This window comes from Salinicola socius (assembly GCF_001937195.1).
GTDB classification, from domain to species: domain Bacteria; phylum Pseudomonadota; class Gammaproteobacteria; order Pseudomonadales; family Halomonadaceae; genus Salinicola; species Salinicola socius.
In genome coordinates this window covers 72,615-99,599 of sequence record NZ_MSDO01000012.1, presented here as the reverse complement: position 1 = coordinate 99,599, position 26,985 = coordinate 72,615, and the positions used below count along the sequence as shown (strand labels likewise).

The 26,985-nt window shown below is 62.7% G+C and carries 23 protein-coding genes; 10 read left to right on the top strand and 13 right to left on the bottom strand.

Features of this window, described 5'->3' with window-relative positions; translation table 11 throughout:
* Positions 1–8: 8 nt before the first annotated feature.
* Positions 9–1,004, bottom strand: a complete 996-nt coding sequence (locus BTW07_RS10345; protein ID WP_075570130.1) for a 2-hydroxyacid dehydrogenase — start codon at positions 1,002–1,004, stop codon at positions 9–11.
* Positions 1,005–1,130: 126 nt separating this feature from the next.
* On the opposite strand from BTW07_RS10345, the gene BTW07_RS10340 reads away from it, so the two are divergent.
* A complete protein-coding gene (locus BTW07_RS10340; protein ID WP_075570098.1) occupies positions 1,131–2,063 on the top strand; it encodes a histone deacetylase family protein in 933 nt (310 codons plus the stop codon).
* Here BTW07_RS10340 and BTW07_RS10335 read toward each other — a convergent pair.
* From BTW07_RS10335 to BTW07_RS10310, 6 genes are all read right to left on the bottom strand, one after another.
* Entirely contained in the window at positions 1,997–3,055 is a 1,059-nt protein-coding gene (locus BTW07_RS10335) for a glycosyl transferase family 90 (RefSeq protein WP_075570097.1), read from the bottom strand. The two genes, BTW07_RS10340 and BTW07_RS10335, sit on opposite strands and share 67 nt — an antisense overlap.
* Before the next feature lie 105 nt (positions 3,056–3,160).
* A complete protein-coding gene (gene waaA / locus BTW07_RS10330; RefSeq protein WP_075570096.1) occupies positions 3,161–4,447 on the bottom strand; it encodes a lipid IV(A) 3-deoxy-D-manno-octulosonic acid transferase in 1,287 nt (428 codons plus the stop codon).
* A gap of 6 nt (positions 4,448–4,453) precedes the next feature.
* A complete protein-coding gene (hldE, locus tag BTW07_RS10325) occupies positions 4,454–5,884 on the bottom strand; it encodes a bifunctional D-glycero-beta-D-manno-heptose-7-phosphate kinase/D-glycero-beta-D-manno-heptose 1-phosphate adenylyltransferase HldE (protein ID WP_075570095.1) in 1,431 nt (476 codons plus the stop codon).
* Positions 5,874–6,983 (bottom strand): glycosyltransferase family 9 protein, encoded by a 1,110-nt coding sequence (locus BTW07_RS10320; protein WP_075570094.1) that lies wholly within the window; start codon positions 6,981–6,983, stop codon positions 5,874–5,876. Before BTW07_RS10320 ends, hldE begins: the two co-directional genes overlap by 11 nt.
* A gap of 113 nt (positions 6,984–7,096) precedes the next feature.
* Complete coding sequence (locus BTW07_RS10315) at positions 7,097–7,729, bottom strand: hypothetical protein (protein WP_075570093.1); 633 nt, start codon at positions 7,727–7,729, stop codon at positions 7,097–7,099.
* 88 nt (positions 7,730–7,817) lie between these two features.
* Complete coding sequence (locus tag BTW07_RS10310) at positions 7,818–8,960, bottom strand: glycosyltransferase family 4 protein (RefSeq protein WP_075570092.1); 1,143 nt, start codon at positions 8,958–8,960, stop codon at positions 7,818–7,820.
* 171 nt (positions 8,961–9,131) lie between these two features.
* On the opposite strand from BTW07_RS10310, the gene BTW07_RS10305 reads away from it, so the two are divergent.
* Positions 9,132–9,866 carry a 3-deoxy-D-manno-octulosonic acid kinase gene (locus BTW07_RS10305; RefSeq protein WP_075570091.1) on the top strand — a complete coding sequence of 245 codons (735 nt, stop codon included), beginning with the start codon at positions 9,132–9,134 and terminating at the stop codon, positions 9,864–9,866.
* 14 nt (positions 9,867–9,880) lie between these two features.
* Positions 9,881–11,722 (top strand): DUF3413 domain-containing protein, encoded by a 1,842-nt coding sequence (locus BTW07_RS10300; RefSeq protein WP_075570090.1) that lies wholly within the window; start codon positions 9,881–9,883, stop codon positions 11,720–11,722.
* A gap of 85 nt (positions 11,723–11,807) precedes the next feature.
* Here the strand turns inward: BTW07_RS10300 and BTW07_RS10295 are convergent, their stop codons facing one another.
* Positions 11,808–12,701 (bottom strand): glycosyltransferase family 8 protein, encoded by an 894-nt coding sequence (locus BTW07_RS10295; RefSeq protein ID WP_144076890.1) that lies wholly within the window; start codon positions 12,699–12,701, stop codon positions 11,808–11,810.
* Between the two features lie 178 nt (positions 12,702–12,879).
* Here BTW07_RS10295 and BTW07_RS10290 point away from each other — a divergent pair, with 178 nt between their 5' ends.
* The 4 genes from BTW07_RS10290 (at position 12,880) to BTW07_RS10275 (ending at position 17,701) form a co-directional block, all read left to right on the top strand.
* On the top strand, positions 12,880–13,683 hold the full coding sequence (locus BTW07_RS10290) for a glycosyltransferase family 2 protein (RefSeq protein ID WP_075570088.1): 804 nt from the start codon (positions 12,880–12,882) through the stop codon (positions 13,681–13,683).
* A 19-nt stretch (positions 13,684–13,702) separates the two neighbouring features.
* Positions 13,703–14,746, top strand: coding sequence for a glycosyltransferase family 4 protein (locus BTW07_RS10285; RefSeq protein WP_075570087.1), 1,044 nt, complete (start codon positions 13,703–13,705; stop codon positions 14,744–14,746).
* Between the two features lie 171 nt (positions 14,747–14,917).
* Positions 14,918–16,015, top strand: a complete 1,098-nt coding sequence (ddlA, locus tag BTW07_RS10280; protein ID WP_075570086.1) for a D-alanine--D-alanine ligase — start codon at positions 14,918–14,920, stop codon at positions 16,013–16,015.
* A 123-nt stretch (positions 16,016–16,138) separates the two neighbouring features.
* Positions 16,139–17,701 (top strand): sulfatase-like hydrolase/transferase, encoded by a 1,563-nt coding sequence (locus BTW07_RS10275; protein ID WP_075570085.1) that lies wholly within the window; start codon positions 16,139–16,141, stop codon positions 17,699–17,701.
* A 25-nt stretch (positions 17,702–17,726) separates the two neighbouring features.
* Here BTW07_RS10275 and BTW07_RS10270 read toward each other — a convergent pair whose 3' ends face one another.
* The 5 genes from BTW07_RS10270 to rfaD all read right to left on the bottom strand — a co-directional run bounded on the left by BTW07_RS10270 (position 17,727) and on the right by rfaD (position 22,950).
* Positions 17,727–18,638 (bottom strand): hypothetical protein, encoded by a 912-nt coding sequence (locus BTW07_RS10270; RefSeq protein WP_244158346.1) that lies wholly within the window; start codon positions 18,636–18,638, stop codon positions 17,727–17,729.
* A gap of 177 nt (positions 18,639–18,815) precedes the next feature.
* Positions 18,816–19,961, bottom strand: a complete 1,146-nt coding sequence (locus BTW07_RS10265) for a glycosyltransferase (protein WP_075570083.1) — start codon at positions 19,959–19,961, stop codon at positions 18,816–18,818.
* 25 nt (positions 19,962–19,986) lie between these two features.
* Complete coding sequence (locus BTW07_RS10260) at positions 19,987–20,874, bottom strand: glycosyltransferase family A protein (protein ID WP_075570082.1); 888 nt, start codon at positions 20,872–20,874, stop codon at positions 19,987–19,989.
* A gap of 74 nt (positions 20,875–20,948) precedes the next feature.
* Positions 20,949–21,986, bottom strand: a complete 1,038-nt coding sequence (gene waaF, locus BTW07_RS10255; protein WP_075570081.1) for a lipopolysaccharide heptosyltransferase II — start codon at positions 21,984–21,986, stop codon at positions 20,949–20,951.
* Complete coding sequence (gene rfaD, locus BTW07_RS10250) at positions 21,979–22,950, bottom strand: ADP-glyceromanno-heptose 6-epimerase (protein ID WP_075570080.1); 972 nt, start codon at positions 22,948–22,950, stop codon at positions 21,979–21,981. The genes waaF and rfaD overlap by 8 nt, the downstream gene beginning before the upstream one ends.
* A gap of 178 nt (positions 22,951–23,128) precedes the next feature.
* Between rfaD and glyQ the strand changes: the two genes are divergently transcribed.
* The 3 genes from glyQ to gmhB all read left to right on the top strand — a co-directional run bounded on the left by glyQ (position 23,129) and on the right by gmhB (position 26,912).
* A complete protein-coding gene (gene glyQ, locus BTW07_RS10245; RefSeq protein ID WP_075570129.1) occupies positions 23,129–24,091 on the top strand; it encodes a glycine--tRNA ligase subunit alpha in 963 nt (320 codons plus the stop codon).
* Between the two features lie 2 nt (positions 24,092–24,093).
* On the top strand, positions 24,094–26,160 hold the full coding sequence (gene glyS, locus BTW07_RS10240) for a glycine--tRNA ligase subunit beta (RefSeq protein ID WP_075570079.1): 2,067 nt from the start codon (positions 24,094–24,096) through the stop codon (positions 26,158–26,160).
* 200 nt (positions 26,161–26,360) lie between these two features.
* Entirely contained in the window at positions 26,361–26,912 is a 552-nt protein-coding gene (gene gmhB, locus BTW07_RS10235) for a D-glycero-beta-D-manno-heptose 1,7-bisphosphate 7-phosphatase (RefSeq protein WP_075570078.1), read from the top strand.
* The last annotated feature ends 73 nt before the right edge of the window (positions 26,913–26,985 follow it).

Sequence of the window (26,985 nt, the reverse complement as noted above, 5' to 3'; positions counted from 1 at the left end):
CCGACCCGCTACAGCCGATTGGGGCACTCGATGCCTTCGGCGAAGGCCATCAGGTTGGCCCGGGTCACCTGGGCGATCTCGCGCAGCGCCTCGACGGTGAAGAAACCCTGGTGCCCGGTGATCAGCACATTGGGGAAACTCGCCAGGCGCGCGAACACGTCATCGTCGATGATCTCCGCCGAGTGGTCGCGGAAGAACAGTTCGCTCTCCTGCTCGTAGACGTCGATGGCCAGCGCCCCCAACTGACGTGATTTCAGCGCACCGATGACCGCGGGGGTATCGATCAGCGCCCCTCGCGAGGTATTGACCAGCATGGCGCCCGGCTTCATCGCCGCCAGGGTCCCGTCATCGATCAGGTGATGGGTCTGCTCGGTCAGCGGACAGTGCAGCGAGACGATATCGGAGCGTGCCAGCAGCGCCTCGAGCGGGACCGCTTCCCCGTAGGCCTGGAACGCGTCGGCAGGATAGGGATCGTAGCCCAGCACATCGCAGCCGAGTCCCTTCAGGATACGTGCCATGCACAGTCCGATCCGCCCCGTCCCGATCACGCCTGCCGTCTTGCCATGCAGCGTGACCCCCAGCAGCCCATCGAGTGCGAAGTTGCCCTCGCGCACGCGGTTGAAGGCCCGGTGAGTCTTGCGGTTCAGGGTCATGATCATCGCCAGCGCGTGTTCGGCCACCGCCTCCGGCGAGTAGGCCGGCACCCGCGCCACGAACAGCCCGAGCCGATGGGCAGCCGCGAGATCGATGTTGTTGAAACCGGCGCAGCGCAACACGATCGCGCGGATCCCGAGGGCGGCCAGCATGTCGAGCACGGCGGCGTCGAGGCAGTCGTTGACGAATACGCAGACCGCATCACTGCCCGCCGCCAGCGCTACGGTGCCGGCATCGAGACTGGCCTCCTGATAGTGCCACTCGATGTCGTCATCGGCATCTTGCACGACAGCGAGTTCGTCGAAAAAGCGGCGATCATAGGGCTGGGCACTGAAAACGGTAACTCGCATGGCGAAAAACTCGCGGCATCGGGAGACATCTCCCAGCGTAGTGCCCCCTGGCACCGCCGCCAGGGACCAATTGCCGCGGCCCGGCAGCAACGGCGCTTCCATCGACCCAGCGGAGATCACTCGAGCGTGCTACCCATCGTTCATCACCCGGGCTACAGCATCGACTGGCCCGAGCGCCATCCGTTCCCGATGGCGAAATTCCGCGCCCTGCGGGAGCGCCTGTCGGCGCTGGGGTTCGATAGCCGCGATGACGTCCGCTGGATAACGCCGCACCCGGCCAGCAGTGACGCATTGCTGCGGACCCATACCGCCGACTACCTGCAGCGGTTCTATCTGGGCGACATCGCCAACACAAGGCGCACGCCCAGCGGCTTCCCCTGGTCGCCGGCGCTGGTCGAACGCACCCTGCTGGAAGTCGGCGGCACGCTGGCCACCGTGGAGGCAGCGCGGGAGAACGGCCTGGCGCTCAACAGTGCCGGCGGCACCCATCACGCCTATGCCGATCGTGCCAGTGGCTACTGCCTGCTCAACGATCTGGCGGTCGCGACGCATTACCTGCTGGCCGAACATCGTCTCGAGCGAATTCTGATCGTCGACTGCGATGTCCATCAGGGCGATGGTACCGCCTGGATCTTCCGCCACGAGCCGCGAGTCTTCACATTCTCGATCCATGGCGAGGCCAATTTTCCCTTCGAGAAAGTCCGGGGCGATCGCGACGTCGCACTTCCCAGAGGGACTGACGACGACGCCTACCTGCGCTGTCTCGCCCGGGAACTCGATCCGATCCTGAGCGATTTCCGACCGCAGTTCGTGCTGTTCGACGCCGGCGCCGACGTGCATGCCGGTGATCGGCTGGGGCATTTCTCGCTGAGTACCGCGGGGCTCTACCGCCGGGATCGCTTCGTCCTCGCACGGTGTCGCGACCTCGGCATTCCCGTCGCGGGAGTCATCGGCGGAGGTTACGACCGCGATCTCCAGGCACTGGCGGATCGTCACGCCCAGTTGTTTCTCGCCGCACTGGCGCTGAATCCCGAGTGCTGCCGCAGCGGCAAAGGCTGAGCCGCAAGCTGACCGGACAGCACGAAGTACTTGTGCATCACCAGCAGTGAAATCAGCCGTTCGCGACGCCCATCGAGAAACTGCGCCACGTGAGAGTTGGCATTGCGAACGATCGCTTCCGCCTCCTCGGGATGAGCGGTGTAGTAGTCCATCTTGGCCTCCAGATCGCTGCAGTCATCGGCCAGCGGTACGTAGTGGACATAGGGCTCGAGCGTTCCTTCCATGAACCAGGTCTCGTAACGCGGCGTCGGCATCAGGCAAAGCGAATTCGACGACAGGATCCACTTCAGGTTGGTGGCGACGTCCTTGCCTTCGAGACTGAGCACGAACTGGTACTGCAACTGCTCCTCGATCGAGAGATACGGCCGGTAATCGGGTTGATGGCGGCGCTTGGCGTGGCTCTGGCCGATATTCATGCGCGGATGATGGCGATACTCACGCAGCACTGCCGCGCGATGCTCGTGGAAACACTTGCCGCGCCAGACGACCGCCGGTTTCTTGTCGGCGAACGCGAGTTGATCGTCGACGAAATGGAAGTGGCGAACGCTGTTGAGTTTCAGCAGCAGGTTGTTGGCGTTCCGGGGCCGTGTTGACTGGCTGGGCAGCATCGACCGACCGGGCCGCGCCTCGCGGCAGATCGGGCGGCTCTTGACGACCGTCGGCGTGTCGGCCACCCAGGTCACGTCGCCAAAGCGATAGGCAAAGCGCAGATCGGGATCGAAATGGCGCATCACCTGCTTGGCGTCGAGATAGTAGGCGCTCCGCTTCTCGTAGCGGAAATCGTCGATGCGCACGGCAGTCTCGCCGGGATCGAAGGGGCTCGCCAGCCGGTTGTAATAGTCGACCCGCGCCAGGACGGCGTTCATCTCCTCGATAGACAGCGAGGCCATCAATCGATCCAGGCGTCGGCGATAGAGGCCATCGGGAACGAGCAGGCTGGCGATGCCGCCAGCGTAAAATCGCAGCTTGCGAGTCTTGAATCGAAGATCCATACGGGAATGTCCAGCAGCCAAAAGGTCCGTGCCCTGAGAAGAGTGTCGCAGTCATTTCTGACACTTCTCTGACAGACCGAGCTTTCGATCATTCCGTTGACGACGTTACGAATCGTTCAGCAGTGCAGCGACCTGTTCACGGGTCCGCGCCAGCGCACCGCGGTTGGCGGCAACGACCGCGCGCCCCGCTTCACCCAGCGCATGGCGGCGCTCGTCATCGCCCAGCAAGGCCACGAGAATCTCGCCCAGCGATCGACCATCGCCGACCTCAATCCGCGCATCGCTCTGCGCCAGCGTATCGGCTATTTCGCGCAGGTTATCGAGATGGGGGCCACTGACCACCGCGACGCCGAGCGCCGCCGGCTCGAGCAGGTTATGTCCCCCGATCGGCGTGAGCGAACCGCCGACAAAAGCGACATCGGCACAGCCGTAGAGGCGCATCAGATCGCCCATGGTATCGCCCAGCAACAGCGTCGTTGCATCGGTCAGCGTTGGCTTGGCGCTCAATCGCAGAACCTGCTCCCCGGCGTCGAGACAGCGGGCGTAGACCTCGTCGAAGCGCTGCGGGTGACGCGGCACCAGGATCAGCAGCGCATCGGGAATATGGCGTCTGAGCGCAGCGTGCGCGGCGAGTACCTGCTCGTCTTCCCCCGGATGGGTGGAACCGGCGATCCAGACCGGCCGCCCGCCCCAGCTCGCCCGCAGTCGCCGACTGGCCTGGCGCGTGGCGTCGTCCACATCGAGATCGAACTTCAACGCTCCGGTCACCGCCACCCGCGCCGCCGGTGCGCCCAGCGAGATGAACCGCTCGGCATCCACCGGCGACTTGGCCCCGATCCAGCTGATCGTCTCGAGCATGCCGCGGCTCAGGGCTCCGAAACGCTGATAGAGGCGAAAGGCGCCAGCGCTAAGACGCCCGTTGGCCACCACCACCGGCACGTTTCTTCGCCGACAGGTCGCCAGCAGATTGGGCCAGAGTTCGGTCTCGGTGATGATCGCCAGGCGCGGATTCAGCCGGGCGATGAAACGCCGTGCACTACCGGGGAAATCCAGCGGAAGGAAATGGTGGGAGACGCGGTCGCCGAAGGTCTGGCGCACGCGTTCGGCCCCGGTGGCGGTCATGGTGGTGACAACGAGATCGTGATCGGGGTGATCGTCGAGCAGGGCTCGGATCAACGAGGTCGCCGTGACGACTTCCCCCACCGAGGCCGCATGTAGCCAAAGCCGGGGGCGATCTCCGCTGGCCCGGATGAGCCCGAGTCGCTCAAGCCGCGGGTGAGTGGGTGCCCACTCACGCCACACCCGCCACCAGATCAGGGGCGACAGCAGGTAGATCGCCAGCGAGTAGAGCCAGCGCGCGAGGCGCGACGATAGTCCAGGTCGGGCACGCACCGTCGGTCAGCGCTCGCGGTCGAGAATGGTATTGATCATGGTGGTGGTCGACACGCCATCCTCGAAGCCCAGCACCAGAACTTCACCGCCGTTGGCGATGACCGCCTCGCCGCCGGCGATATCCTCGGGCCGATAATCGCCGCCCTTGACCAGCCGGTCCGGCAGAATCGCCTCGATCAGCCGCGCCGGCGTGTCTTCGCTGAACGGGACGACCCAGTCGACGGCCGCCAACCCGGCCAGCACCTGCGACCGTCGCGCCAAGGTGTTGATCGGCCGCTTGGGACCCTTGAGCCGCGCCACCGAGGCGTCGTCGTTGACCGCGACGATCAGGCGATCGCCGAGGCGCTTGGCCTGCTCCAGATACGCCACGTGACCGGCGTGCAGAATATCGAAGCAGCCGTTGGTCATCACCACGCGTTCGCCGCGGGCCTGCGCCGCACGCACCGCCGCGATGAGCGCACCTTCCTCGATGACGCCGTACTCGGCTAGGCTGTCGCCGTGAAGCGCGGTGTAGAGCTCAGCCACCGAGAGCACGGCCGTGCCGGGCTTGGCCACCACCAGGCCGGCGGCCAGGTTGGCCAGCATCACCGCCTCGCCAAAGCCGTGGCCGGCCGCCAACGCCAGACCCAGCACACCGATCACGGTATCGCCGGCCCCGGTGACGTCGAATACCTCGCGGGCGTGGGTCGGCAGATGCAGCGGGGCGTGATTCTCACGGATCAGCGTCATGCCGCGTTCGCTGCGCGTGACCAGCAATGCTTCGAGCTCCAGCGCCGCCCGCAGCGTCTCGCCCTTTTCGGCGAGCTCGGCATCATCCGCGCATGGGCCGACGATCGCCTCGAATTCGGTCAGATTGGGGGTGATCACGCTGGCACCACGATAACGGCTGAAATCGCTGCCCTTGGGATCGACCAGCACTCGCTTGCCGGCGGCGCGCGCGGCGGCGATCAGTGTCTCGACCCGGTTGAGGCTCCCCTTGCCATAATCGGAAAGGATCACGACGTCCGCGTCGCCCAATGCCGCCTGAACCTTCTCGATCAGTGGCGCGGTGTCGACGTTCCACAGCGGCGATTCGAAATCGAGGCGGATCAGCTGCTGATTGCGACTCATGACCCGCAGCTTGGTGATCGTCGGTATCTCGGGGCTGTGCTGAAAGTGAGCACTCACATTGGCCGCTTCCAGCGCGCGCTCGAGATGGCCGGCGTTGTCATCCTCCCCGACCACGCCGGCCAGGCTGGCCCGACCGCCCAGCGAGGCGATATTGAGCGCCACGTTGGCCGCCCCGCCCGGACGATCATCGGCGTCTTCCACCTTGACCACCGGTACCGGCGCCTCGGGGGAAATCCGTGACGTCGCGCCGTGCCAGTATCGGTCGAGCATGACATCACCCACCACCAGCAGACGGGCGTGCTCCAACTGCGAAAGATCAACCTTCATGCGACGGCTCCGTTGCGTCTTCGGCCAGGGCGGTATCGTCCGTCGCGGCCATCAGTCTGTCCAGGTGGTCGACCACGTCGTTCAGCGTGATCAGCGCCATGGCGTCGGCGTGTCGCACGCGGGTGCCCCAGCTGACGGTCTCGACGGTTTTCTTCAGATAGCGGCGTACGGCGTCAGGGTAGCGATTGACCACCTGATTGCGCCAGCAGTACGGGGCCGCACGATCCGGGTTGGTGGTGGCGTAGAGCCCGAGCGTCGGTGTACCCAGCGCGTTGGCCATGTGAACCGGGCCGGAATCCGGCGCGATCACGACGCGGGCCCGATCGAGCAAGGCCAGCAGCCCCTTGAGAGAAGTTCGGCCGATGGCGTCGATGATCTCGATGTCGGGGCACAGCCGTCGTATCTGCTCGCCCATGTCACGTTCCAGGGGGCTACCGCCGCCACTCATGACGGTCTTCAAGCCGTGGCGCTGCCAGGCATGCTCGATGATCGCCGCATAACCTTCCGCCGACCAGTTGCGAAAGTTGCGCAGCCGCGGGTTGGCACAGGGGCTGATGACCAGGTAGGGCTGATCGCCGGTCAACTGGCGGGCCTCTTCATAGGCGGCCTCCGGTACCGGCAGCGACCAGTCGAGACGCGTATCCTCGACGCCCAGCAGCCGCGCGAAATCCATGAAGGATTCGAGCACGTGGGCACGCGGATGCGGGGCCAGCTGGCGATGCGTGAACCAGTGCTGCCAATCCTTGGCCCGCGCCTTGTCGTAACCCACCCGTACGTCGCACTTGAGACCCAGCGACAGCACGCTGGCCCGCAGCGCCTGCTGCATGTGCAGCAGCACGTCGAAACGCACGTCCTCGAATTGACGCCATATCGCGCGCATGCCCTTGAGCCCGGTGGCCTTGTCGTAGACCACCAGGTCGACGCCATCGAGTCCATCCAGCAGGCTGTATTCCGCCTTGCCGACGATCCAGGTGATTCGTGCTTCGGGCCACTGGCGCTGCAACGCCCGTACCGTGGGGACCAGATTACAGACATCGCCCAGCGCCGAGAGGCGCAGGATGCCGATATGGCGCGGGCACGCTGGCAGAGAGTGCTTCATGGGCTTGACTGAATTCCCATTGGATAAAACGCGTAGTCTACCGGAACAGCAGGGGGATTTCGTCCAACGCTCGGCTCAGCCTACAACGACCATCGAGCCAACCGTCCGGCTGGCTAAGTCTGCTTTTTAGGAAACACCTCGATCATTTCCGGATTCAATCGCGCCGTCATTTGGCGCTCGAACTCCCAGGCATGACCATACCACTGCCGGCCCCCGCCGCCGTCGGTGAAACCGATCAGCGCCATGGAAAAGTCTAGACCCAGCGCCGTTTTCAGCTCCGCCAACAAGGCGATCATGTAAAAACCCGTGGAGGCACCGCCTCGCTCGGGCAGAGTATCGAACGGATAGTTTTCCAACAAAGAAAGCTTTCCAAGCATAGGGATACCGTAAACGTGCTTGCCATCGGCAGGCTCTGCCTCCCCATCCAACAGTAACGTGGTGGTATCTCTAGCGAAGCGTTCGAACAGGCGAACTCTCAATTTATGGGGATAACCAAAATAGTGTTTGTCCCTGACGCCGTAACGATGAACTAAATAGTGACTGGTATCGAAAGGCAGCTTGTGTAGCTGACGACACTTGTTGAAGCTAAAAACCAGGGACCGGGGAGTTATCTGTGCCTGGCGAATATGGCGTCTGGTGATATTGGGATTACTCGCCACCAGCACGACGCGGTCAGTCGCCTTGAGCCTGGCGATCAAGCTCTCGGGAACTCCGAGCGATTCGGCAAGCGCATCCGTCGTCTTCATGATCTATCCACACTTATGTCTCGAAAGAGGGAATACGCAGATCTGCCGACTCCCGGACGAACGATGAGATGGCGACATCGATCAAACATCATCCTACCGAGCGCCTCAACGCATCGAACGAGTCCCGCAGCTTTTCGGTTTGGCGTCGATAGGAGTAGTCAGTCACCAGGGTAGAGAGTTTCGATCCCAGGGCACCGAGACTATCGTCGTTCAACATCGTTTCCAGACGTTCGATCCAGGCAAGGGTATCGCGACTACCCAGAATCAGGTCGGCATGATTCGACTCGAGCAATTCGGCCGCGCCAGTGGTCGATGACAACACCACTGGCGTCCCGCAGGCCATCGCCTCGAGACAGACGCGCCCGAACTCCTCGATATGGGCTGGCAGCACGAACAGATCCAGCGCGCCGTAGAGCGTTTCGACATCGGCGACCGTCGTTTTCCAGATGAAGCTTTCGGCGATATCGGCCTGTTCGGCCTGGCGCTGGTAAGGCGAGAAATCATCCTTGCCCACGACCAGAAAGCGACACTTGCCGGGCAGGCGTTTTTCCACACCGACGGCGATGTCGACGAACCCGGCCACGTTGCGCTTGGTGAAGTTGCCGGACGTGATCAGGCCGATCAAGCGGGTATCGTCATCGACGCCGAGTTCGCGCCGACGCGCCTCTCGGCCTGCCGCGGCCCGTTCGAGATTGAAGATGTGCGGGTCATAGCCGGGATAACTGATTTCGATTGTGGACTCGTCGATGCCGTAGCGATCCCGGAAATCTTCCGCCATCATGCGCGAATTGACCGCAACTCGGCGGAATTTCCCGCTTTTGAGCACCTGGTCGTGAATGGCCGCGACTTCGTGGCCCGCGGGCAGATCCCGGCCGTGGATGCGCTGGCTGGCGAGGTGCACGCAGTTGTGCATGTAGACGACGTCAGGCGTCTCCACATCGCCGTGGCTGACCAGCATGGCGGGGTGATGGCGCCGACACCAGGCCTGCACCCGACGGTTGAACCAGAAGCGCCGGAAGGGACCCTTGAACGGCCAGCGTTTCAGCCGAACCAACTTGGCGCCGGCGGCTTCCGCGAGTTCGTGTCGCCCCCGCTCGGCCAGGATCGCCACCCGATAGCCAAGCGATTTCAGCGCCGCGGCCTGTTCGAAGGCGTTGCGACTGGCACCGGTGCTCTTCTCCACTTGGCGAATGGCAATCACGGCCAACGGTGCTTGCAAATCTTCGGTCACGACAGCTTCCTTGCGGTTAACGATGAATGCCGAGCGGTGAGTAGTGCCCGCATGCGGTGATGGGCTCGCCCGGTTACAATGCGATCCGGCGATCATCACCGTACGCCATGCCTCATTTGTCAGCCAGCACAGGCGGCGCAATCTGGCACAGCCCAATGTAAGGATCGGTCAATGTCGCTCACGACCTACCATCATCGGAACGCGCATATCTTATATGATCCTGCGCGTCTCGCTCAGCTCGACCTGCCGGTTCTGCCGGCGTTCGGTGAAGCGTGGCTCGATCCGGAAGCCTGGGACGAACGGGGCCTGGTAGTCGGCTCCGCACCCGGTCGCGGCGCCAGCCAGTTTCTCACGATCGATGCGCATCAGTGGGTGCTAAGGCCCTATCGTCGCGGCGGCATTGCCGCCAAGGTCAGTCAGGCTGATTATCTCTGGACCGGGCTCGAGCGTACCCGTGGCTTCCGCGAGATGCGTCTGACGCGAACCCTGTTCGAGCGAGGCCTGCCGGTACCGGCGCCAGTCGCGACCATCGTCGTGCGTCACGGCCTCACCTATCGCGCGGCACTGATCACCGAGCGCCTCGCGAGTAGCCAGGCACTGGCAGAACGCCTAGCCGACGCGACGCCACGATTGCTCGCCGATGTCGGCGCCACCATCCGGCGATTCCACGATGCAGGACTCGATCATGTCGACCTCAACGCGCGTAACCTCCTCGTTTCAGCCGATGATAAGGTTTGGCTGATAGATTTCGACCGCTGTCGGCTGCGCCCTCCCGGCGACTGGCGTCAGCGCAACCTGTCACGACTCAAGCGCTCTTTCGTTCGCTTCTCGCCTGCGAGTGCCCAAGACACCTATGATCTCGTCGTCGAGGGATATCACGACGCGCCCAACACTCATCCACGCTGAGGCTCTTCCTGTTCATGCATGACACGTTGAAGCGCCGTTGGCGCAGCACTCTGCTATTCGCCCTATTCCAACTGCCGCTCGTCTGGCTGATCGCCTTGCGCTACACGCCTTACCTGGCAATGCCGCACGATGCCATGGGGATCGCCTATCTGATCCTGACCTGGATCGGCCATTTCGGCATGCTGGTCCTGCTTGGCTGGCTACCGCTCGCCCTTCTGGCGCTGGTGATCAAGGCGCGCTGGCTTTGGCTGCCGGCAACACTGCTCGGTGCGCTAGGGCTGAGCGCGCTGCTGCTGGATACGGTGGTCTACGCCCAGTACCGCTTCCACGTGAATGCCTTCATGATCTCGCTGTTCCTGAACGACAAGAACGGCGAGATTTTCAGCTTTGCCCCCACGACCTGGCTGATTGTCGTCGGTTGCGTGATCGCCGCCCTGGCACTCGAAGGCTGGCTGGCGCGCCGCCTCATCGTGGGCGGCAAGGGACGACATCTACCGGCAGGTATCGCCTGCGGCGTCATTTTGGTGATGCTGATTGCCAGCCATGCGCTGCATATCGTCGCCGATGCCCGCTATCAGCGCAGCGTGACCCAGCAGGTCGGCATCTATCCGCTGCTGTTCCCGGCGACGGCCAAGGACTTCATGGAGGAGCACGGCTGGCTCGACCCCCGCGCCGCCCGCGCCGAACGTGCCGATATCGATGCCAAGCAGGCGCAGAATCTCGACTGGCCCAAGAATCCGCTCAGCTGCCAGGCCGACGACGCCCCCAATGTCATGGTGGTGCTGATCGACTCCTGGCGCGCCGACGAGTACGGCCCCGAAAACACTCCGAATCTCTATGCCGCCCTCAACGCAAGCGGACGTCGCTATCTCGATCACTACAGCGGCGGCAATGCCACGCGCAACGGCACCATGAGCCTGTTCTACGGCCTCACCGGCAACTACTACGCCTATCTGGACAACACCCAGACGCCACCGCTGCTGGTCACGCAGCTGCAAAAGCAGGGCTACGCGCTTGGCATCTTCTCGTCGGCCAGCATCGATGGTGTCGGCTTCGATCGCACGATTTTCTCGTCGGTCGATCCGCTGCGCTTGAGCACGCCGGGTGACTCGCCAGCGGGCCGGGATCAGAAGATGACCGAGGACTGGCTGAGCTGGCTCGATCGGCAGGAGCAGAAGGACGACGCCCCCTGGTTCGGCATGCTGTTCTACGACGCGCCCCACGGCTACGACGTGCCGGACGGGGCGGAGCAGCCCTATCAGCCGTCGGTCCAGAGAATGGACTATCTCGATCTGGGACCCGATACCGACCCGGTACCCTACGCCAATCGCCATCGCAATGCCGTGCATTACGACGACGTCCTGCTCGGTCGCGTGATCGACGATCTCAAGGCCAAGGGTGAGTGGGATAACACCATGCTGATCGTGACCGCCGATCACGGCCAGTCGTTCAACGATTTCGGCAAGAACTACTGGGGCCACAACAGCAACTTCGCCTCGCCTCAGACCCACGTGCCGATGATCGTCAACGGCCCCGGTGTCGAACCCGGGCGCGTCGAGGGCATGACCAGCCATCTCGACGTCGCACCGATGCTGATGCGTCATGCGCTGGGCTGCAGCAATCCGCTCTCCGACTACGCCCAGGGCGAGGATCTGCTGACACCGGGGATCGATCACCCCTGGGTCCAGTCCAGCAGCTACATCGACTACGGTATCATCGAACCGGATCGAATCACCGTGGTCGACGGCACCGGCCAATGGGATATCGTCGATCGCCAGCTCGATCCGATCGAAGGCGCCGAGTTCTCGCCGGCGGTGTTCGAGGCCATGCAGTGGTTTCGACAGTTTTATCAATAAGCCGACTCGACCCCGGCATGCTTTGCTTCGGTGTTCCGTTCGGGGCCGGGATTTTCGACTTCGTCGAATCTCCCGGCCCCGAAGATCATCGATCGAATGACACCTCGGGGAATCGCTTCTGAAAGTTTCGCAGCGCGATCCTGTAGGCGAGAACGCCACTGAAACTACGTTTCCACCGATTGCGCGGTAGCTTTCTCCAAGGTTTTTCCGCGCCATGGTAGTGGACTATCCTTGCCGGCTCCCGCTTGACCTCATCTCCCGAGTACCCCAGTTCTCGAGTCCAGCTGACCTGCTGCTTCTGACGCCCCCAGGACGCGTTCCACGATGGATTGAGATGCAAGATACGTCCTTTGAACAGCTCGTTGATGTAGTCCTGATCCACCAGCGGGTATCGATCGGCATATTCGAAGTCGAGCATCGCTTCCGCCAGGCCTCTCTCGCGTCGAATGGCGCCACAATCGATGAGCAACACACCCGAATTGATATAGCTTTCGACCGGAAGGGGCGCCACGATATCGCCCACCCGCGCGCGATCGACCCAAGACCGACCGGACTGGAATTTGACTTCCTTCTTCAACGTCGAAAAATCCCTGACGCCGGCGATGCAATGGCCATTCATCGACATGCGAAACGCGTCGCCGACATCGCGACGAACCAGCGTGTCGCCATCGATATAAAGGACGCGCCCATCGACGAGCTGAGGCAGATAAAGACGAGCCAACGCGGCGTTGGGAACGTGGCTTCCCTTGGCACCAACGCCTGCGAAGGCAGACTCGTTGATGGCATGAAACCGAATCGGAACCTCTCTATTTTCGGCAACGCGACGGAGAATCGATTCGGCGTTGGCGGTCAGGGATACCCCCAGGATCTCGATCTGCGAGATCGCGGTCGTCCGCAGGGCGGAATCCAACGCCAGAGCCGTGGGCGCCAGCAATCCCATATCGGTACCAAAGGCAATTCGGGCGTCATCGTTTAGCACAAGGGTTTCTTCCAAAGTTGACCATGAATGCGATGTCGTGGCGTCTATCGACGCCGTGAGCGAATTCGCCGACGAGAACCTCGGCCATGGACGCTAAGACCGTTAGGTGGTCCAATTGATTCAAAGTCATGTGACACCGCCTTCCTCCGTCCATAAGAGAACCCAAGCGTACCTCGACATGTCACAAATTAGCGGCGTGGTGATCACGCTCGACGAAGCCGATAACATCGAAGCCTGCCTGACTTCGCTCGCCCGAGTCTGCGAGGAATTGATCGTGGTCGACTCCGGCTCCAGCGACGATACCGTGGTCATCGCCGAGAGATTCGGCGCTCGCGTGATCCATCAGCCCTATCTGGGCGATGGGCCGCAGAAGAACGTCGGTCCGCAGGCCGCCAGCCATCGCTGGGTGCTGTCGCTGGATGCCGATGAACGGCTCACCGATGGCGCCGTGGCGGCCATTCAGGCGCTCGACCTGGATGCCGCCGCCAACGGAGAGCGCAGCCACGACGCTTATGCGCTGCGGCGACGCAATTTTGTCGGCAGCCGCTGGATCCGTCACTGCGGCTGGTATCCGGACTACTGCATTCGCCTTTTCGATCGCGAACGGACCGGATTCTCCGACAGCCGCCAGCATGCCTCCGTGCAGGCGCAAACCGCCAAGCGCCTCGATGCCGATCTGGAACACTACTCGTTCGCCAATCTGGGGGAGCTCTTCGGCAAGGCCAGCGGGCGCTTTTCGAATCGCGCGGCCAAGATCATGTATCTCAAGGGCAAACGCGCCAATGCCTTCTCGCCGTTTTTGCACGGCGCCAACGCGTTCGTGCGCAAGTACGTTTTCCAGCGCGGCTTTCTCGGCGGGCTCGACGGCGTCTCCGTGGCACTCTCGGCAGCCGTCAACGCTTACCTGAAGTACGCCAAGCTGCTCGAGCTTCAACGCGACCCCAAGGTTCGCGACGCTGAAGATTTCGACCGGATCTGGTGAAACGACGAAGGGTCGCCCGATGCATATTCGACACGTCAATCTGGCCCGCGGCTTTCGGGGCGGTGAGCGCCAGACGCTGCTGCTGATCGAGGCGCTGGCACGACTGGGAGAACCCCAGGGTGGTATCGATCAGAGCCTGGTGTGTCGGCGCGATTCGCCGATGCGCGCGGCGCTGGCGGGGACGGATGTCGAATTGATCGATGCCGACCATGCGCTGGCCGGGCATGGTCACCGCACCAGGGCGACGTTGACTCACGCTCATGAAGCCAAGGCGGTGCACTGGGCCTGGGTCGAACGCCGCCTGCATGGCACGCCCTACATCCTGACGCGTCGCGTCCCCCAGCCGGTCAAGGACAAGCGCTTCAATCGATTGACCTATCGTGGCGCCGCGACTGCCGTGGCGATCTCGTCGGTGATCGAAACCCATCTTCGTGATCGGCGCTGGTGCCCCGTCGTCCGCATCCCGAGCGTGCTTTCCGGCCAGCCGAGCGATCCGACCCAGGTCGCGGCGCTACGCGAGCGCTTTGCCGGGCGTCGTGTGGTCGGTCATATCGGCGCACTGGTGGATCGCCACAAGGGCCAGCGAGTGCTGCTTGCGGCAGCCCGACGGCTGCGCGAAACGCATCCGGACGTCTGCTTCCTGTTGCTGGGAGAAGGTGAGGACGGCGAGACACTGAAGGCCGAGAGCGCCGGGCTGGACAACGTGATCTGGGAGGGGTTTCGGCCCAACGTCGGCGACTATCTCGAGATCATGACGCTGTTCGCGTTCCCCTCGCGCAACGAGGGGCTGGGCTCGACGCTGCTCGACGCCATGGATCATGGCGTACCGATCGTGGCCAGCGACGTCGACGGCATTCCCGATCTGATCGAGCACGATGTCAGTGGGCTGCTGGTACCGACGGGCGATCCCGAGGCGCTGGCTGCGGCGCTTGCCGTCCTGCTGGACGATCCAGCGCACCGACAGCGGCTGGTCGCCGCCGCCAGACGACAGCTGGAAGCCTTCACGCCCGCGGCCATGGCGGAGGCCTACCTTGCCCTCTACCGCGGACTCCTCGACCGCTGAGCCACCGGACGGAAGCGCCGGACACCTCGGCGACGCCCGGCCCCGGCCAGCGAATGCCGTCAGGATCCGGCGGTTTCGAGGCAATACTTGCATGGCGTGAACGTGGCATCATGACGCCCGATGAGCCGCACCCGAGCGGCGTCGAGATCGTAAGCGAAGTGGAGCAGAACTATGAGCAAGATTCGGGTTGGCGTCATCTGTGGCGGCAAATCGGCGGAGCACGAGGTGTCGTTGCAGTCGGCCAGGAATATCGTCGATGCGCTGGATCGCGAACGTTTCGAGGTCACGGTCATCGGGATCGACAAACAGGGCCAGTGGCACGTCAACGATGCCGACAACTTTCTGGTTCATGCCGACGATCCCCGGCGTATCGCCCTCAATCCTTCCGATGGTGACATCGCCCTCGTGCCCGGTCGTGAACAGCGCCAGCTGATCGCCACCGAGACGTCTCAGGGGACCCTGGGCCAGTTGGATGTGGTTTTCCCCATCGTCCACGGCACCCTGGGCGAAGATGGTTCGCTACAGGGGCTGCTACGCATGGCCAATCTGCCCTTCGTCGGCTCCGGCGTGCTCGGTTCGGCCGCCGGCATGGACAAGGATGTCGCCAAGCGCCTGCTGCGCGATGCCGGCATCCCGGTGGCGCCTTTCGTCACTCTGACCCGCCGCACGGCAGCCAGCGCCGACTTCGAGGCCCTGCGTGCGGAGCTCGGCACGCCGCTGTTCGTCAAGCCGGCCAACCAGGGCTCATCGGTCGGTGTCAGTCGGGTGGAGAGCGCCGCCGAATTTCATCAGGCGCTGACACTGGCCCTGACGTTCGACCATAAGGTGCTGATCGAATCCGCCGTCGTCGGGCGCGAGATCGAGTGTGCAGTGCTGGGCAACGATAGCCCGGAAGCGAGCGTCTGCGGCGAGATCGTGGTCGAGAACGGTTTCTACTCCTACGACACCAAATATATCGACGACGAGGCGGCCACCGTTGCCGTTCCGGCCGCTATCGACGCCAGCGCCAGCGAGGCGATTCGCGACATCGCGGTTCGCACATTCCAGGTACTGGAGTGCGCCGGCCTGGCGCGTGTCGATGTCTTCCTCACGGCCGAGGGAAAGGTCGTCGTCAACGAGATCAACACCCTGCCTGGGTTCACCCGTATCAGCATGTATCCCAAGCTGTGGCAAGCCAGCGGCCTGACCTACTCGGCACTGGTGACGCGCCTGATCGAACTCGCGATGGCACGCCACGCCGAAGACCTGGGCTTGCGACATTCCCGCTAGTCCCCGGGAACTCGGCAGTAACCTGCTTGTCTTGGATTCGTCATGATAGAGTCATAACCACTCTTCATGCGGTGCCCGGAATTGGCACCGGTAGAACACGACGTTCACGGATCGAAGCACGGCATGCCCATTTCTCTCAATACTCGACGTTGGTGCGCACTCACTTACATCGGCCTCTGTATCGGCTACGCCATCATGGTGGTCTGGGTGCTGCCATGGTGGACCCCCATCGTGACCACCCTCGCCTGGCTGGCCGTCGGCTACCACTTCCACTGGGGCCATCCGTCGCAACGTGCCACGAAGCGCAAGGCGTGGCCCTGGTCGCTGGTGCCGTTGATCCTGTGGTGGGTCTACATCTATCTCGACGACAGCTTCGGCCAGCTCGATCTGGGGGCGGTGATCTTTCATCTGCAGGCCGGTATCGAGGAGAACGGCAGCACCGACCGCCAGATCGCCGGCGTGATCTACACCGTGGCCGCGATCGTGATGCTGATGGCGGTGACGTGGCTGGTCCGGGCGGATCACCGCTGGCGTTTGTGGGAGCGGGTCCTGAGCCTGTTTCTGCTCGCTTTCAACCCGCTGCTGTTCGGACTGTCATTGCGCGGCGCTTCGGTGATCGACGATGACGAGGCCTGGCTCAACGACCGCTATCGGCCACCGGAGATCGTGGCGGCGCCGCGTCGGCCGCCTAATCTGATCTATCTCTACATGGAGAGCACCGAGCGTACCTACAGCGACACCCGCCGCTTCGGTGACGCCTACGAGGATCTCGCTCAGTTGGGCAAGGAAGGCGTGGTCTTCCAGGGCGTCCAGCAGCTCGACAACACCGGTTGGACGATGGCCGGCATGGTGGCCAGCCAGTGCGGGGTGCCGTTGATGCCGGCGGGCCTGATGCACGACAACCAGTTCGAGCCGCTCTCGGACGTGCTCCCCGGCGTCAACTGCCTCGGCGATCTGCTGCACGAACGCGGTTACGATCTCACCTACATGGGCGGCGCCAGCACGAAATTCGCCGGCAAGGCGAAGTTCTACCGCGGTCATGGCTTCGATACCGTGCTCGGTCGCGATGAGCTGGAAGGCAAGGCACCGGCCGGCTATCTCAACGACTGGGGACTCTACGACGATACGCTGTTCGGTCTTGCCGAGAAGCGAATCCGCCAGCTGCATGCCAGTGACAAGCCCTACGCCTTCTTCGGCCTGACGCTGGCGGCACACCCGCCCTTCGGCCATCCATCGCAATCTTGTATCGACAATCAGGGCCCGTTCGATGGCACCGATATTCTCTACTCGGTCAAATGTACCGGCTGGCTGGTGAAGAATTTCGTGGAACGCCTTCGCGCCGAGGGGCTACTGGACAACACCCTGGTGGTGGTGGCCAGCGACCATCTCTCGATGAAGAACTCGGCGTGGGAGGATCTGATCGCCGAAGACCGCGAAAACACGCTGATGATGCTGGGCAACGGGCTGCGCCCCCGCGTCATCGAGCAGCCGGCGAGCATGGTGGACGTGCTTCCGACCTTGCTGGAGGCAATGGGCTACACCATCCCCGATCATCGGGCAGGACTGGGCGTGTCGCTACTCTCCGCGAAGCCGACGCTGGTCGAGCGCCACTCGCTCGAGGAGATGAACCAGCGCATGCGCAGCGAGAATGTCCTGCAGGAGCGACTCTGGAACGGCGTCAACTGAACCGCCAGACGTGGCCAGTGGCGAACTAACGCGGTGCCGGCCACTCGATGGGCCCCAGATCCTCGCCCGGATCCAGCTCACCCGGCAGGGTTTCCGGGGTGGTGTACCGCAGCGCGTCGGCTACCCGCGCCAGGGCAGCCTCACCTCTTGCCTTCTCGACTACGCGCGCCCACCACTGCCGGTGCACGGCGCGAACGACCACGGGTATCGAGCGCAGGCCCAGCCGTTGTGCCATCGCCAGGCGATGCAGGCCACGATTGATCTTGAGCAGATGCCCGTCGCGCGTGACGGCGACGCCGAGATCGTCCTTGCCCAGTTCGGCATCGAAACCCCGAGTCGCCATATCGTCGAGGAAGCCGAGATAGGTTCGCAGGTAGGCAAGTATCTTCTCTTCCGTATCCAGCAGAATACCCTGCTGGTACGAAGACCAGGGATGCCCGGACTCGAGCCGGGAGCGGTACTGGCGAAAGCGCTCGGTCTGAGTGAGATCGTCTCTATGCTCGTCGAGATCGCTGATGAAACGATAACGCGAGCCGCGGCGCAGATCACCGCGACTCCGGTCCCAATCGCCATCCCAGATGAAAGCAGAGGACGATGGGCGTTTGCCATCGATGCCCTTGGCATTGAGATCGCGGATCAACGCACGCGGATCGACCTGCACGACCAGCGCACGCCCTAACCGCGCCTCGATAGAACGCCGAGGCAGACCGTGGCGCTCGGCCCATTGGCCGCCCGCTTTCTCATGAGCCCAGCGCCGATAGAGCGCCTCTTCCAGGGGCATACCCACGCCACGTTGAAACCCGTCGCGCAGACTCGTCTGCCAGAGCGCACGCCGAATCCCCCATTTCATGCGAGGATCGAGCAGTTCGCTGAACGCCTCATCCTCGGCGGGCAAGCGCAAAGAGGCAGGCGACTGGGGATGTGAAGCGCGCGCCATGGGGAACCTACACATGGGAGTTCAGGAAAAGCGAAGTTATCAAACGCTGTTCGGATTCAACATAGCATAGCACATTAATGAGCATGCTATACAGTTTACCATCAACAGCTGCTGCCACTGACTCCTCTGTCCCCCGTTGACTCTTGTCTTGCAGTTCCTTGTCTCGCAGTCCCGCGTCTAGATCGTTGGCAGGTCGAGAAACTGCTGCATGATGCGTGTATCCCGAAACCGTTCAATCAACTCCGGGTCGGCTTCCAATCGCGGCGGATGCGCCAGTCCTTCGCGAATCTTCTGCGAAAGGCCGGATATGGAATTCTCGGCGATCAGCCGCGCCTGATCGTTGATCAGGACATTGCGAACGCCACCGGGGCAATCGACAGCGGCACAGGGCGTGCCACAGATCATGCTCTCCGCCAGCACGATTCCAAAGGCTTCGCTACGCGAGCTCAGCACGAAAAGACGGCCATGTTTCATCCATGGGTAGGGGTTGGGCCGGCTACCGATGAAGTGAATGCGCCCTCGGGCCCCCAGCTCGTTGACGAGCTGCTCCAGACTTTCACGCTTGGGACCGTCGCCGACGATGACCAGATCCTCGTCGATTTCCGCTTCGAGATACGCGCGAATCAGCCATTCCTGACGCTTGACGTCGGAAAGCCGGGAGACGTGAACGATGAAAGGCTTGGCGGGCAGTTCGACGGGCTCATCAGCCTGGCGGCGGATGGCGTCGATATCGCACGGGTTCATGATGGTTGCCCACTGACGGGGCCGAATCCCATGGTGGTCGAGCTGCTTCTCCAGCTGGGCGCGAACGTTGGGCGTATTGCAGATGACCTGCTTGCCCTCGTAGAGGCGCTTGAGATAGACGCCCTTCAGCCGCCCCCCGTACTCACCGGGCCAGGATACCGTCACCTGCCACAGACGCGGATCCCGCCAGGACCAGACCGTTTCGAACGCGCCCTGTCCGCGCATGATGACGCGGTCGATCGGGCCGCGTTCGCGTTCGAGCCTGGCCACGAAACGCTCGAGATAGCGGCCGCCGTACCAGCCTCGCCACAGGAAGCCGGAACCCGGCAGCAACGGCTTCAATAGCGCCCGCGTGAAGAGGTCGTACACCAACCCCAGCCCCGTCTTGCGAAAGGCCTTGTCGAAATCCACCCGGTGGACCGTAACGCCAGGATCCGGTGCCAGCTCTTCCCCTCCCTTGAGTACCAGCACGTGAACCTCGTGGCCTTCTCGCGCCAGCACGTTGGCAAGGTTCACCGTCACTCGCTCGATGCCGCCGATACTCAGCTTGCGTACGACCAGCAATACTCTCTGGGTCATGAAGTCATCATCCGTGTCATGTCGTTCACTCGCGCTCCGGTGGCCCACCGAAGATCAGCGGCTTGAGCTCGGGATAGCGGGCGAGACAGTTGGCGAACTGCACGTCGTTACCGCCGCGCTTGATATTGTCTTCGTGCAGCGCCGACTCCCCCGCTGCCGGGGTCGGCAGAAAGTCGACATTACGCGGGTTGATTCTGACGCAGCGCGTGCCGGCCTTGAGAGAGGCCATCTTGAACCAGATGTCGTCGGCGTTGGGCGCCAGCGCCCGAAAGGCCTCGACGTCGAAGACCATGGGGTTCAGTGCGCCAGGCGGGTACAGCACGCCTCCGCTTCCGGTGGGCATCAGCGCGAAGTTGGGATGGATGGCACCGGGGTCGCGACGACTCTTGACCATCTGATAGGAAATTTCCCCCGAGCCCGGCGCACTCTCGCAGAGCATATGACCGCGGTGGCAGACGATACAGCCGGGAAATCGGGTCACGCCGTCGACCAGCCGCCGCGCCCAATTCGGGGGATAAAGCATATCGTCGTCGGCGGTGATGATCGTGGCTTCCGGAAAAGCCTTCAGCGCGTGCACCAACTTGTCGTAGGAGCGGTAGTCTTCCTCGGTCACGACGATTCTCACTCCCCGTCGCGCCAAACGCTGCAGCGATGCTGGCAGGCTACCGATCGCCTCTCTGTCGCGCCGGGAAAGATAAAGGTGGATGTCGAAGGCGTCGAGATCCTGTTCGCAGAGGGATTCCAGCGTAGCGAAGACCTGACGAATACGCGGCGGGTGGGTGGTCAATGAAATGATGAGCCGATCACCGCTGGAAGGGACGCGGCGAGAGGACCATGGGTTCTTCATTCGATAGTGCAGGAAACGAAGCGCTGATCGCAGTTTGCGTTTTCGCTTGGCAGTCAGTAGCGGCATGCTCGCTCTCGATAGATATGGCGGAGGATCGACATCACGGACAGTGGCTAGCCGACCGGCTGCCGCTCTCTTCGTCAGCCCTGGATCGCCTGCTGAATGCTTGCAGGCGACAGCTGCTTGAGACAATTTCGATGCCCCAGTGGGCAGGTGCGTTCGAAACAGGGCGAGCATGACAGCGCCAGATAGTGGATATCGGCGTTGTCGGTCAGCGGCGGTGTATAAGCCGGCGAGGAGGAGCCATAGAGCGCCTGAATCCGCGTTCCGACCGCAGCAGCCACGTGCATCAGCCCGGAGTCGTTGGTGACCACTTGCTCACAGGCAGCGAGCAGGTCGACGGCGTCCGCCAGACGGGTCTTGCCGCACAGGTTATGGGCATGCGCCAGCCCTTCGGCGATGACATCGCCCGCGGCGGCATCCTTGGGGCCTCCGAGAACCCAGACGGCGTGGCCGCGGGCGATCAGCGTCGCGGCCAGCTCACGAAAATACTCGAGCGGCCACTGCTTGGCCGGACCGTACTCCGCTCCCGGCATCATCCCGATGGCGGGTCGCTCGCCCAGAGAAAGCTCGGCGCGCAGCGCGTCCTGACGCGCCGCGTCGACACGGAGCCGCGGATGAGGCGTGATCAGCTCGCCGCCGACTTCCTCGTCGGCATCCAGGCCCAGCGCGACGAAGCGCTTCACGGTCTGATCGAGCACCGTCTTGTCGAGTTTGCGCCGATCGTTGAGCAGCACGTAGCGCTGTTCGCCGGTAAAACCGGTGCGGTGCGGGATGCCGGCGAGAAACGGCACCAGCGCCGACTTCAGCGAGCGTGGCAGAACGATGGCCCGATCGAAGCGACCTTTCAGCGAACGCGCGACATCGCGCCGGGTTTTCCAGCCGAACTCGCCATGTTTCACGTCCAGTGCAATGGCCTCGTCGACTTCCGGCATACGCTCGAGAATCGGCAGCGACCAGCCCGGCGCCAGCACGCCGATCCTCGCGCCCGGATGACGTCGCTTGAGCGTGATGAACAGGCTCTGCGCCATGACCATATCGCCGACCCAGGAGGGGCCGACGACGAGGATACGTGGCGTGTTCCTTGCCGCGGTATCGCCCCGCTTGGCTTCACCCATTCAACCATTCCAGATAGGCCGAAACACCCTCGCGCACCGTCTTGAACTCGGCGGTGTAGCCCGCCTCTCGAAGTCGACCGATATCGGCGCGGGTATAGCTCTGATAGCGCCCCTTGAGCTCGTCGGGAAAGTCGATGTACTCGATCCCGACCTCTGCCCCATCCTTGTCGGAATAGAAATCGATGGCGGTCTCGGCGATCGCCTTGAACGGCTCGGCACGTCCGGTGCCCAGGTTGAAGATGCCGGAAACCTCGGGGTTGTCGAGAAACCACAGATTGACGTCGACCACGTCACCGACATAGACGAAATCGCGGCTCTGCATGCCAGCGTCATAGCCATCCCAGGCACCGAACAGCTTGGGGTTCTCGCCACGCTTGACCTGAGTGTGGTGGTGATAGGCGACGCTTGCCATCTTGCCCTTGTGCTGCTCGCGCGGGCCGTAGACGTTGAAGTATCGAAAGCCGACGACCTGGCTGTCGAAATCATCCCAGCGCGCGCGTACATACTGGTCGAACAGCAGTTTGGAGTAACCGTAGACGTTGAGCGGCTTCTCATGCGCGGGGTCCTCGACGAAGACTTCGCTACCGCCATAGGTAGCGGCGGAAGAGGCGTAGAGAAATGGAATGCGCCTGGCCTGGCAGTACTCGAGCAGCACCTTGGAGTATTCGAAGTTGTTTTCCAGCATGAAGCGTCCGTCCCATTCGGTAGTATCCGAGCAGGCGCCTTCATGGAAAATGGCGTCAATCGTGGGCAGACCGCCGAGTTCGCCGCGCAGTTCCGCTTTCACCCGGGCCAGAAAATCGTCCTTGTCGAGATAGTCGCCCAGCGTGCAGTCCGCCAGGTTCACGAATTTGGTGCCATCGCTGAGATCGTCGACCACCATGACGTCCTGATGGCCGCGTGCGTTGAGTGCCTTGACCAGATTGGCCCCGATGAAGCCGGCCCCGCCAGTGACAACGATCATGTCGTAACTCCTGTTTGATCGACTCGGTTATCTTGTGGCGCTTACGACCGTGCGACGCATCCGATGTTCGCTGACTCTTTAAAACAAGCCGGAGCGATGGTCGACGGTGCCTATAACCGATTGAGCGCTAATTGTATACTTGGCGGCTCACGAATTCATGGGCAACGGTGCGCAGTCAATGACAGTCTCGACGGCAGATGCGAAAACCTTTCAGGGGCTGATACTGGCCCTTCAGCAATACTGGGCGGAAAAAGGCTGTGTCGTGCTGCAGCCACTCGACATGGAAGTGGGCGCCGGCACCTTTCATCCGGCGACTTTCCTGCGCTCGATCGGCCCGGAGAGCTGGAACGCCGCCTACGTCCAGCCGTCGCGTCGACCCACCGATGGTCGCTACGGGGAAAACCCCAATCGCCTGCAGCACTACTATCAGTTTCAGGTGGTGATGAAGCCCTCGCCGAAAGACCTGCAGGATCTCTACCTCGGCTCGCTGGAGCGTCTCGGCATCAATCCACGGGTTCACGATATCCGCTTCGTCGAGGACAACTGGGAATCGCCGACGCTCGGCGCCTGGGGGCTCGGCTGGGAAGTCTGGCTGAACGGCATGGAGGTGACCCAGTTCACCTACTTCCAGCAGGCGGGCGGGATCGAATGCTTCCCGGTGACCGGCGAGCTCACCTACGGCCTCGAGCGTATCGCCATGTACCTGCAGGACGTCGACAGCGTCTACGATCTGGTGTGGACGATCGCGCCGGACGGTAGCCGCATCACCTATGGTGATGTCTACCTGCAGAACGAGCGCGAGCAGTCGACCTACAACTTCGAACACGCCGACGTGCCCTATCTGTTCGAAGCCTTCGACCACTGCGAGAGCGAATGCAACAAGCTGCTCGAGGCCAACCTGCCGTTGCCCGCCTACGAGCAGGTGCTCAAGGCCTCACACACTTTCAACTTGCTGGATGCGCGCCACGCGATCTCGGTCACCGAACGTCAGCGCTACATCTTGAGAGTGCGCACGCTGGCGCGAGAGGTCGCTCACGCTTACTACGCGTCACGCGAAGCTGCCGGCTTTCCGATGGCGCCGGAAGCGCTGCGCCGCGAGCTGTTGCAGAAAACGCCAGAAACCCATTCAGGAGACGCATGAGCATGGCAGCCAACACCCTACTGATCGAACTGGGCGTCGAAGAGCTGCCGCCGGGCGCCCTTTCCAGTCTCGCCTTTGCGCTACGCGACGGTGTCGTCAAGGGGCTCGTCGATGCCGAGGTGCCCCATGGCGAAGCCTACGCACTCGCCTCTCCGCGCCGTCTCGCCGTTCGCATCGAGGCACTGACAGACAAGCAGCCGGACCGTGAAGTCGAAAAGCGCGGCCCGGCCCTGGTCGCCGCATTCAAGGAAGGCCAGCCCACCAAGGCGGCCGAAGGCTTCGCCCGCTCCTGCGGCGTGACGGTGGAAGAGCTGATCCATCTGGAAACCGACAAGGGTACCTGGCTTGGCTATCGTGAACGGCAGTCGGGAGAAACGGTCGAGACGCTGCTGCCGGCGATCCTCAACGCTGCCATCAACGCCCTGCCCGTGCCCAAGAACATGCGCTGGGGTGCCTCGCGCATCGAGTTCTCACGCCCGGTTCACTGGCTGGTGCTGCTTTACGGCGATCAGGTCGTGCCGGCCAGCGTGCTCGGCCTGGCATCCGGTCGTACGACGCTGGGCCATCGCTTTCATGCCCCGACGCCGATCGAACTCCGTCACGCCGACGACTACGAGGCCGCGCTCGAAGACGCCTATGTGCTGGTGGATCTCGAGCGCCGTCGTGAGCGCATTCGTGAACAGGTCCTGGCCGAGGCGGAAGTCCATGACGCCCGGGCGGTCATCGATGAAGACTTGCTGGAAGAGGTCAACGGGCTGGTCGAATGGCCGGTGGCGCTGACCGGCACATTCGATGAACGCTTCCTCGAGGTGCCCGCCGAGTGCCTGATCTCCTCGATGAAGGCCAATCAGAAGTACTTCCACCTGCTCGATGCCGACGGCAAGCTCAAGCCGCAGTTCATCACCCTGGCCAACATCGACAGCGAAGATCCTCAGCAGGTCATTTACGGCAACGAAAAGGTCATTCGTCCACGACTTGCCGATGCCGCCTTCTTTTTCGAGACCGACCGCAAGCAGACGCTGGAAGCGCGTCGTGAATCGCTGGCCAGCGTGGTGTTTCAGCGCGAGCTGGGGTCGCTCGCCGACAAGGCCGCCCGCAGCGAAGTCGTTGCCCGCTTCATTGCCGGCAAGATCGGCGGTGACTCCCAGGCGGCCGGGCGTGCGGCCCAACTGGCGAAATGCGATCTGGTCACCGAGATGGTGCTCGAATTCCCCGAGCTTCAGGGCATCATGGGCACCTACTATGCCCGCCACGACGGTGAACCGGAATCGGTAGCGGAAGCCATTCACGAACAGTATCTACCCCGCTTCGCCGGTGACGAGATCCCTCGGACGCCCACCGGCCAGGCGCTCGCTCTGGCTGACCGGCTGGATACCCTGACCGGTATCTTCGGCATCGGCCAGCGCCCGACCGGCGCCAAGGATCCGTTCGCCCTGCGGCGCGCCACCATCGGCGTACTCAACATCCTGATCAAGGGTGAGCTGGATCTCGACCTGCGCGAACTGCTGGAGCTAGCGGCGTCCCAGCATCGGGAGCTGCCCAAGTCGGAGGGCCTGGTCGATGATGTCCTGACCTATATGCTGGACCGCTTCCGTGCCTGGGCTCAGGACGAGGGCCTGCCGGTCGACGTCTACCTGGCGGTGCGAGCGCGTCCGGTGACGCGACCACTCGACTTCGCCCGGCGTCTGCGCGCCGTCCATCGCTTCAGTCAGCGCGAGGAAGCCAGCGCCCTGGCTGCCGCCAACAAGCGCGTATCGAACATCCTGGCCAAGCAGCAGCATGATGGCGGCACCGAAGTGAACAGCGATCGACTCATCGAAGACGCGGAAGTCGCACTGGCAAACGCCGTTTCGGATTGTCGCGATCAGGTCGAGCCATTGTTCCGCGAGGCCGAGTATGCGCAGGCGCTGGACATCCTGGCGACACTGCGTGGGCCCGTGGACCACTTCTTCGATGAAGTCATGGTCGCGGTCGAGAACGATGCCATTCGGGCCAATCGCCTGGCGCTGCTCGCCAGCCTGCAGTCGCTGTTCCTCGAAGTGGCGGACATTGCCGAACTCCAGTCCTGATCGACAGGCACGTTTCACGTGAAACACTAGCCCGGCCATGGAGCCGGGCTTTTTTGTGCCTTTCAAAGCCTGTTAACTTTTAGCCTTCTTGCAATGCAATTTACCGTCACGAGCATGTTCCACGTGAAACATCGCCGGCTTTGCGTCCCTTGCGATGACGTTCGATAATCAGGCACGACTCTTTTTTTGGTATTCCCTCCATGGCCAAGCTCATCATTCTCGATCGCGACGGCGTGATCAACCGGGACTCCGATGCCTACATCAAGTCGCTGTCGGAATGGGAGCCCTACCCTGACGCGATCGCCGCGATCGCCCAGCTCCACCAGAACGGCTGGACCATTGCCATTGCCACGAATCAGTCCGGCATCGGGCGCGGCTACTATGACACTCGCACTCTCGAGCAAATTCATTGCCGGTTGCGATCACTGGTCAATGAAGCGGGCGGCGAGATTGCGATCATCGAATACTGTCCTCACTTGCCTGCCGACAACTGTGATTGCCGAAAGCCCCGAGCAGGAATGTTAATACGGATACGCAAGAGCCTGAACATCCCGACTCTCGACGGATGCTGGATGGTCGGAGATAGCCTTCGCGACATACAAGCAGGAATCGCGGGCGGATGCCGCACGGCACTGGTTCTCACCGGAAAGGGGCAGCGTACTCGACGCGAGCTGGACGAGGCGTATAGCGACACCTGGATCTGTGATGACCTCGAGGCGTTCAGCAAACGCCTTCTGAGCCTGGACGTGTGAGCAACGTCACCCAATAACGTGACGCCGACCCGACCTCTCATGTTTCACGTGAAACACGAGAACCCTTCCAATC

Excerpts from the sequence above, each read along its gene's own strand:
- BTW07_RS10345 (WP_075570130.1), bottom strand. The coding sequence starts at position 1,004 with ATGCGAGTTACCGTTTTCAGTGCCCAGCCCTATGATCGCCGCTTTTTC.
- BTW07_RS10335 (WP_075570097.1), bottom strand. The coding sequence starts at position 3,055 with ATGGATCTTCGATTCAAGACTCGCAAGCTGCGATTTTACGCTGGCGGC.
- hldE (WP_075570095.1), bottom strand. The coding sequence starts at position 5,884 with ATGAAGGTTGATCTTTCGCAGTTGGAGCACGCCCGTCTGCTGGTGGTG.
- BTW07_RS10320 (WP_075570094.1), bottom strand. The coding sequence starts at position 6,983 with ATGAAGCACTCTCTGCCAGCGTGCCCGCGCCATATCGGCATCCTGCGC.
- BTW07_RS10315 (WP_075570093.1), bottom strand. The coding sequence starts at position 7,729 with ATGAAGACGACGGATGCGCTTGCCGAATCGCTCGGAGTTCCCGAGAGC.
- BTW07_RS10305 (WP_075570091.1), top strand. The coding sequence starts at position 9,132 with ATGTCGCTCACGACCTACCATCATCGGAACGCGCATATCTTATATGAT.
- BTW07_RS10300 (WP_075570090.1), top strand. The coding sequence starts at position 9,881 with ATGCATGACACGTTGAAGCGCCGTTGGCGCAGCACTCTGCTATTCGCC.
- BTW07_RS10290 (WP_075570088.1), top strand. The coding sequence starts at position 12,880 with ATGTCACAAATTAGCGGCGTGGTGATCACGCTCGACGAAGCCGATAAC.
- BTW07_RS10285 (WP_075570087.1), top strand. The coding sequence starts at position 13,703 with ATGCATATTCGACACGTCAATCTGGCCCGCGGCTTTCGGGGCGGTGAG.
- ddlA (WP_075570086.1), top strand. The coding sequence starts at position 14,918 with ATGAGCAAGATTCGGGTTGGCGTCATCTGTGGCGGCAAATCGGCGGAG.
- BTW07_RS10275 (WP_075570085.1), top strand. The coding sequence starts at position 16,139 with ATGCCCATTTCTCTCAATACTCGACGTTGGTGCGCACTCACTTACATC.
- BTW07_RS10270 (WP_244158346.1), bottom strand. The coding sequence starts at position 18,638 with ATGGCGCGCGCTTCACATCCCCAGTCGCCTGCCTCTTTGCGCTTGCCC.
- BTW07_RS10265 (WP_075570083.1), bottom strand. The coding sequence starts at position 19,961 with ATGACCCAGAGAGTATTGCTGGTCGTACGCAAGCTGAGTATCGGCGGC.
- BTW07_RS10260 (WP_075570082.1), bottom strand. The coding sequence starts at position 20,874 with ATGCCGCTACTGACTGCCAAGCGAAAACGCAAACTGCGATCAGCGCTT.
- waaF (WP_075570081.1), bottom strand. The coding sequence starts at position 21,986 with ATGGGTGAAGCCAAGCGGGGCGATACCGCGGCAAGGAACACGCCACGT.
- rfaD (WP_075570080.1), bottom strand. The coding sequence starts at position 22,950 with ATGATCGTTGTCACTGGCGGGGCCGGCTTCATCGGGGCCAATCTGGTC.
- glyQ (WP_075570129.1), top strand. The coding sequence starts at position 23,129 with ATGACAGTCTCGACGGCAGATGCGAAAACCTTTCAGGGGCTGATACTG.
- glyS (WP_075570079.1), top strand. The coding sequence starts at position 24,094 with ATGGCAGCCAACACCCTACTGATCGAACTGGGCGTCGAAGAGCTGCCG.
- gmhB (WP_075570078.1), top strand. The coding sequence starts at position 26,361 with ATGGCCAAGCTCATCATTCTCGATCGCGACGGCGTGATCAACCGGGAC.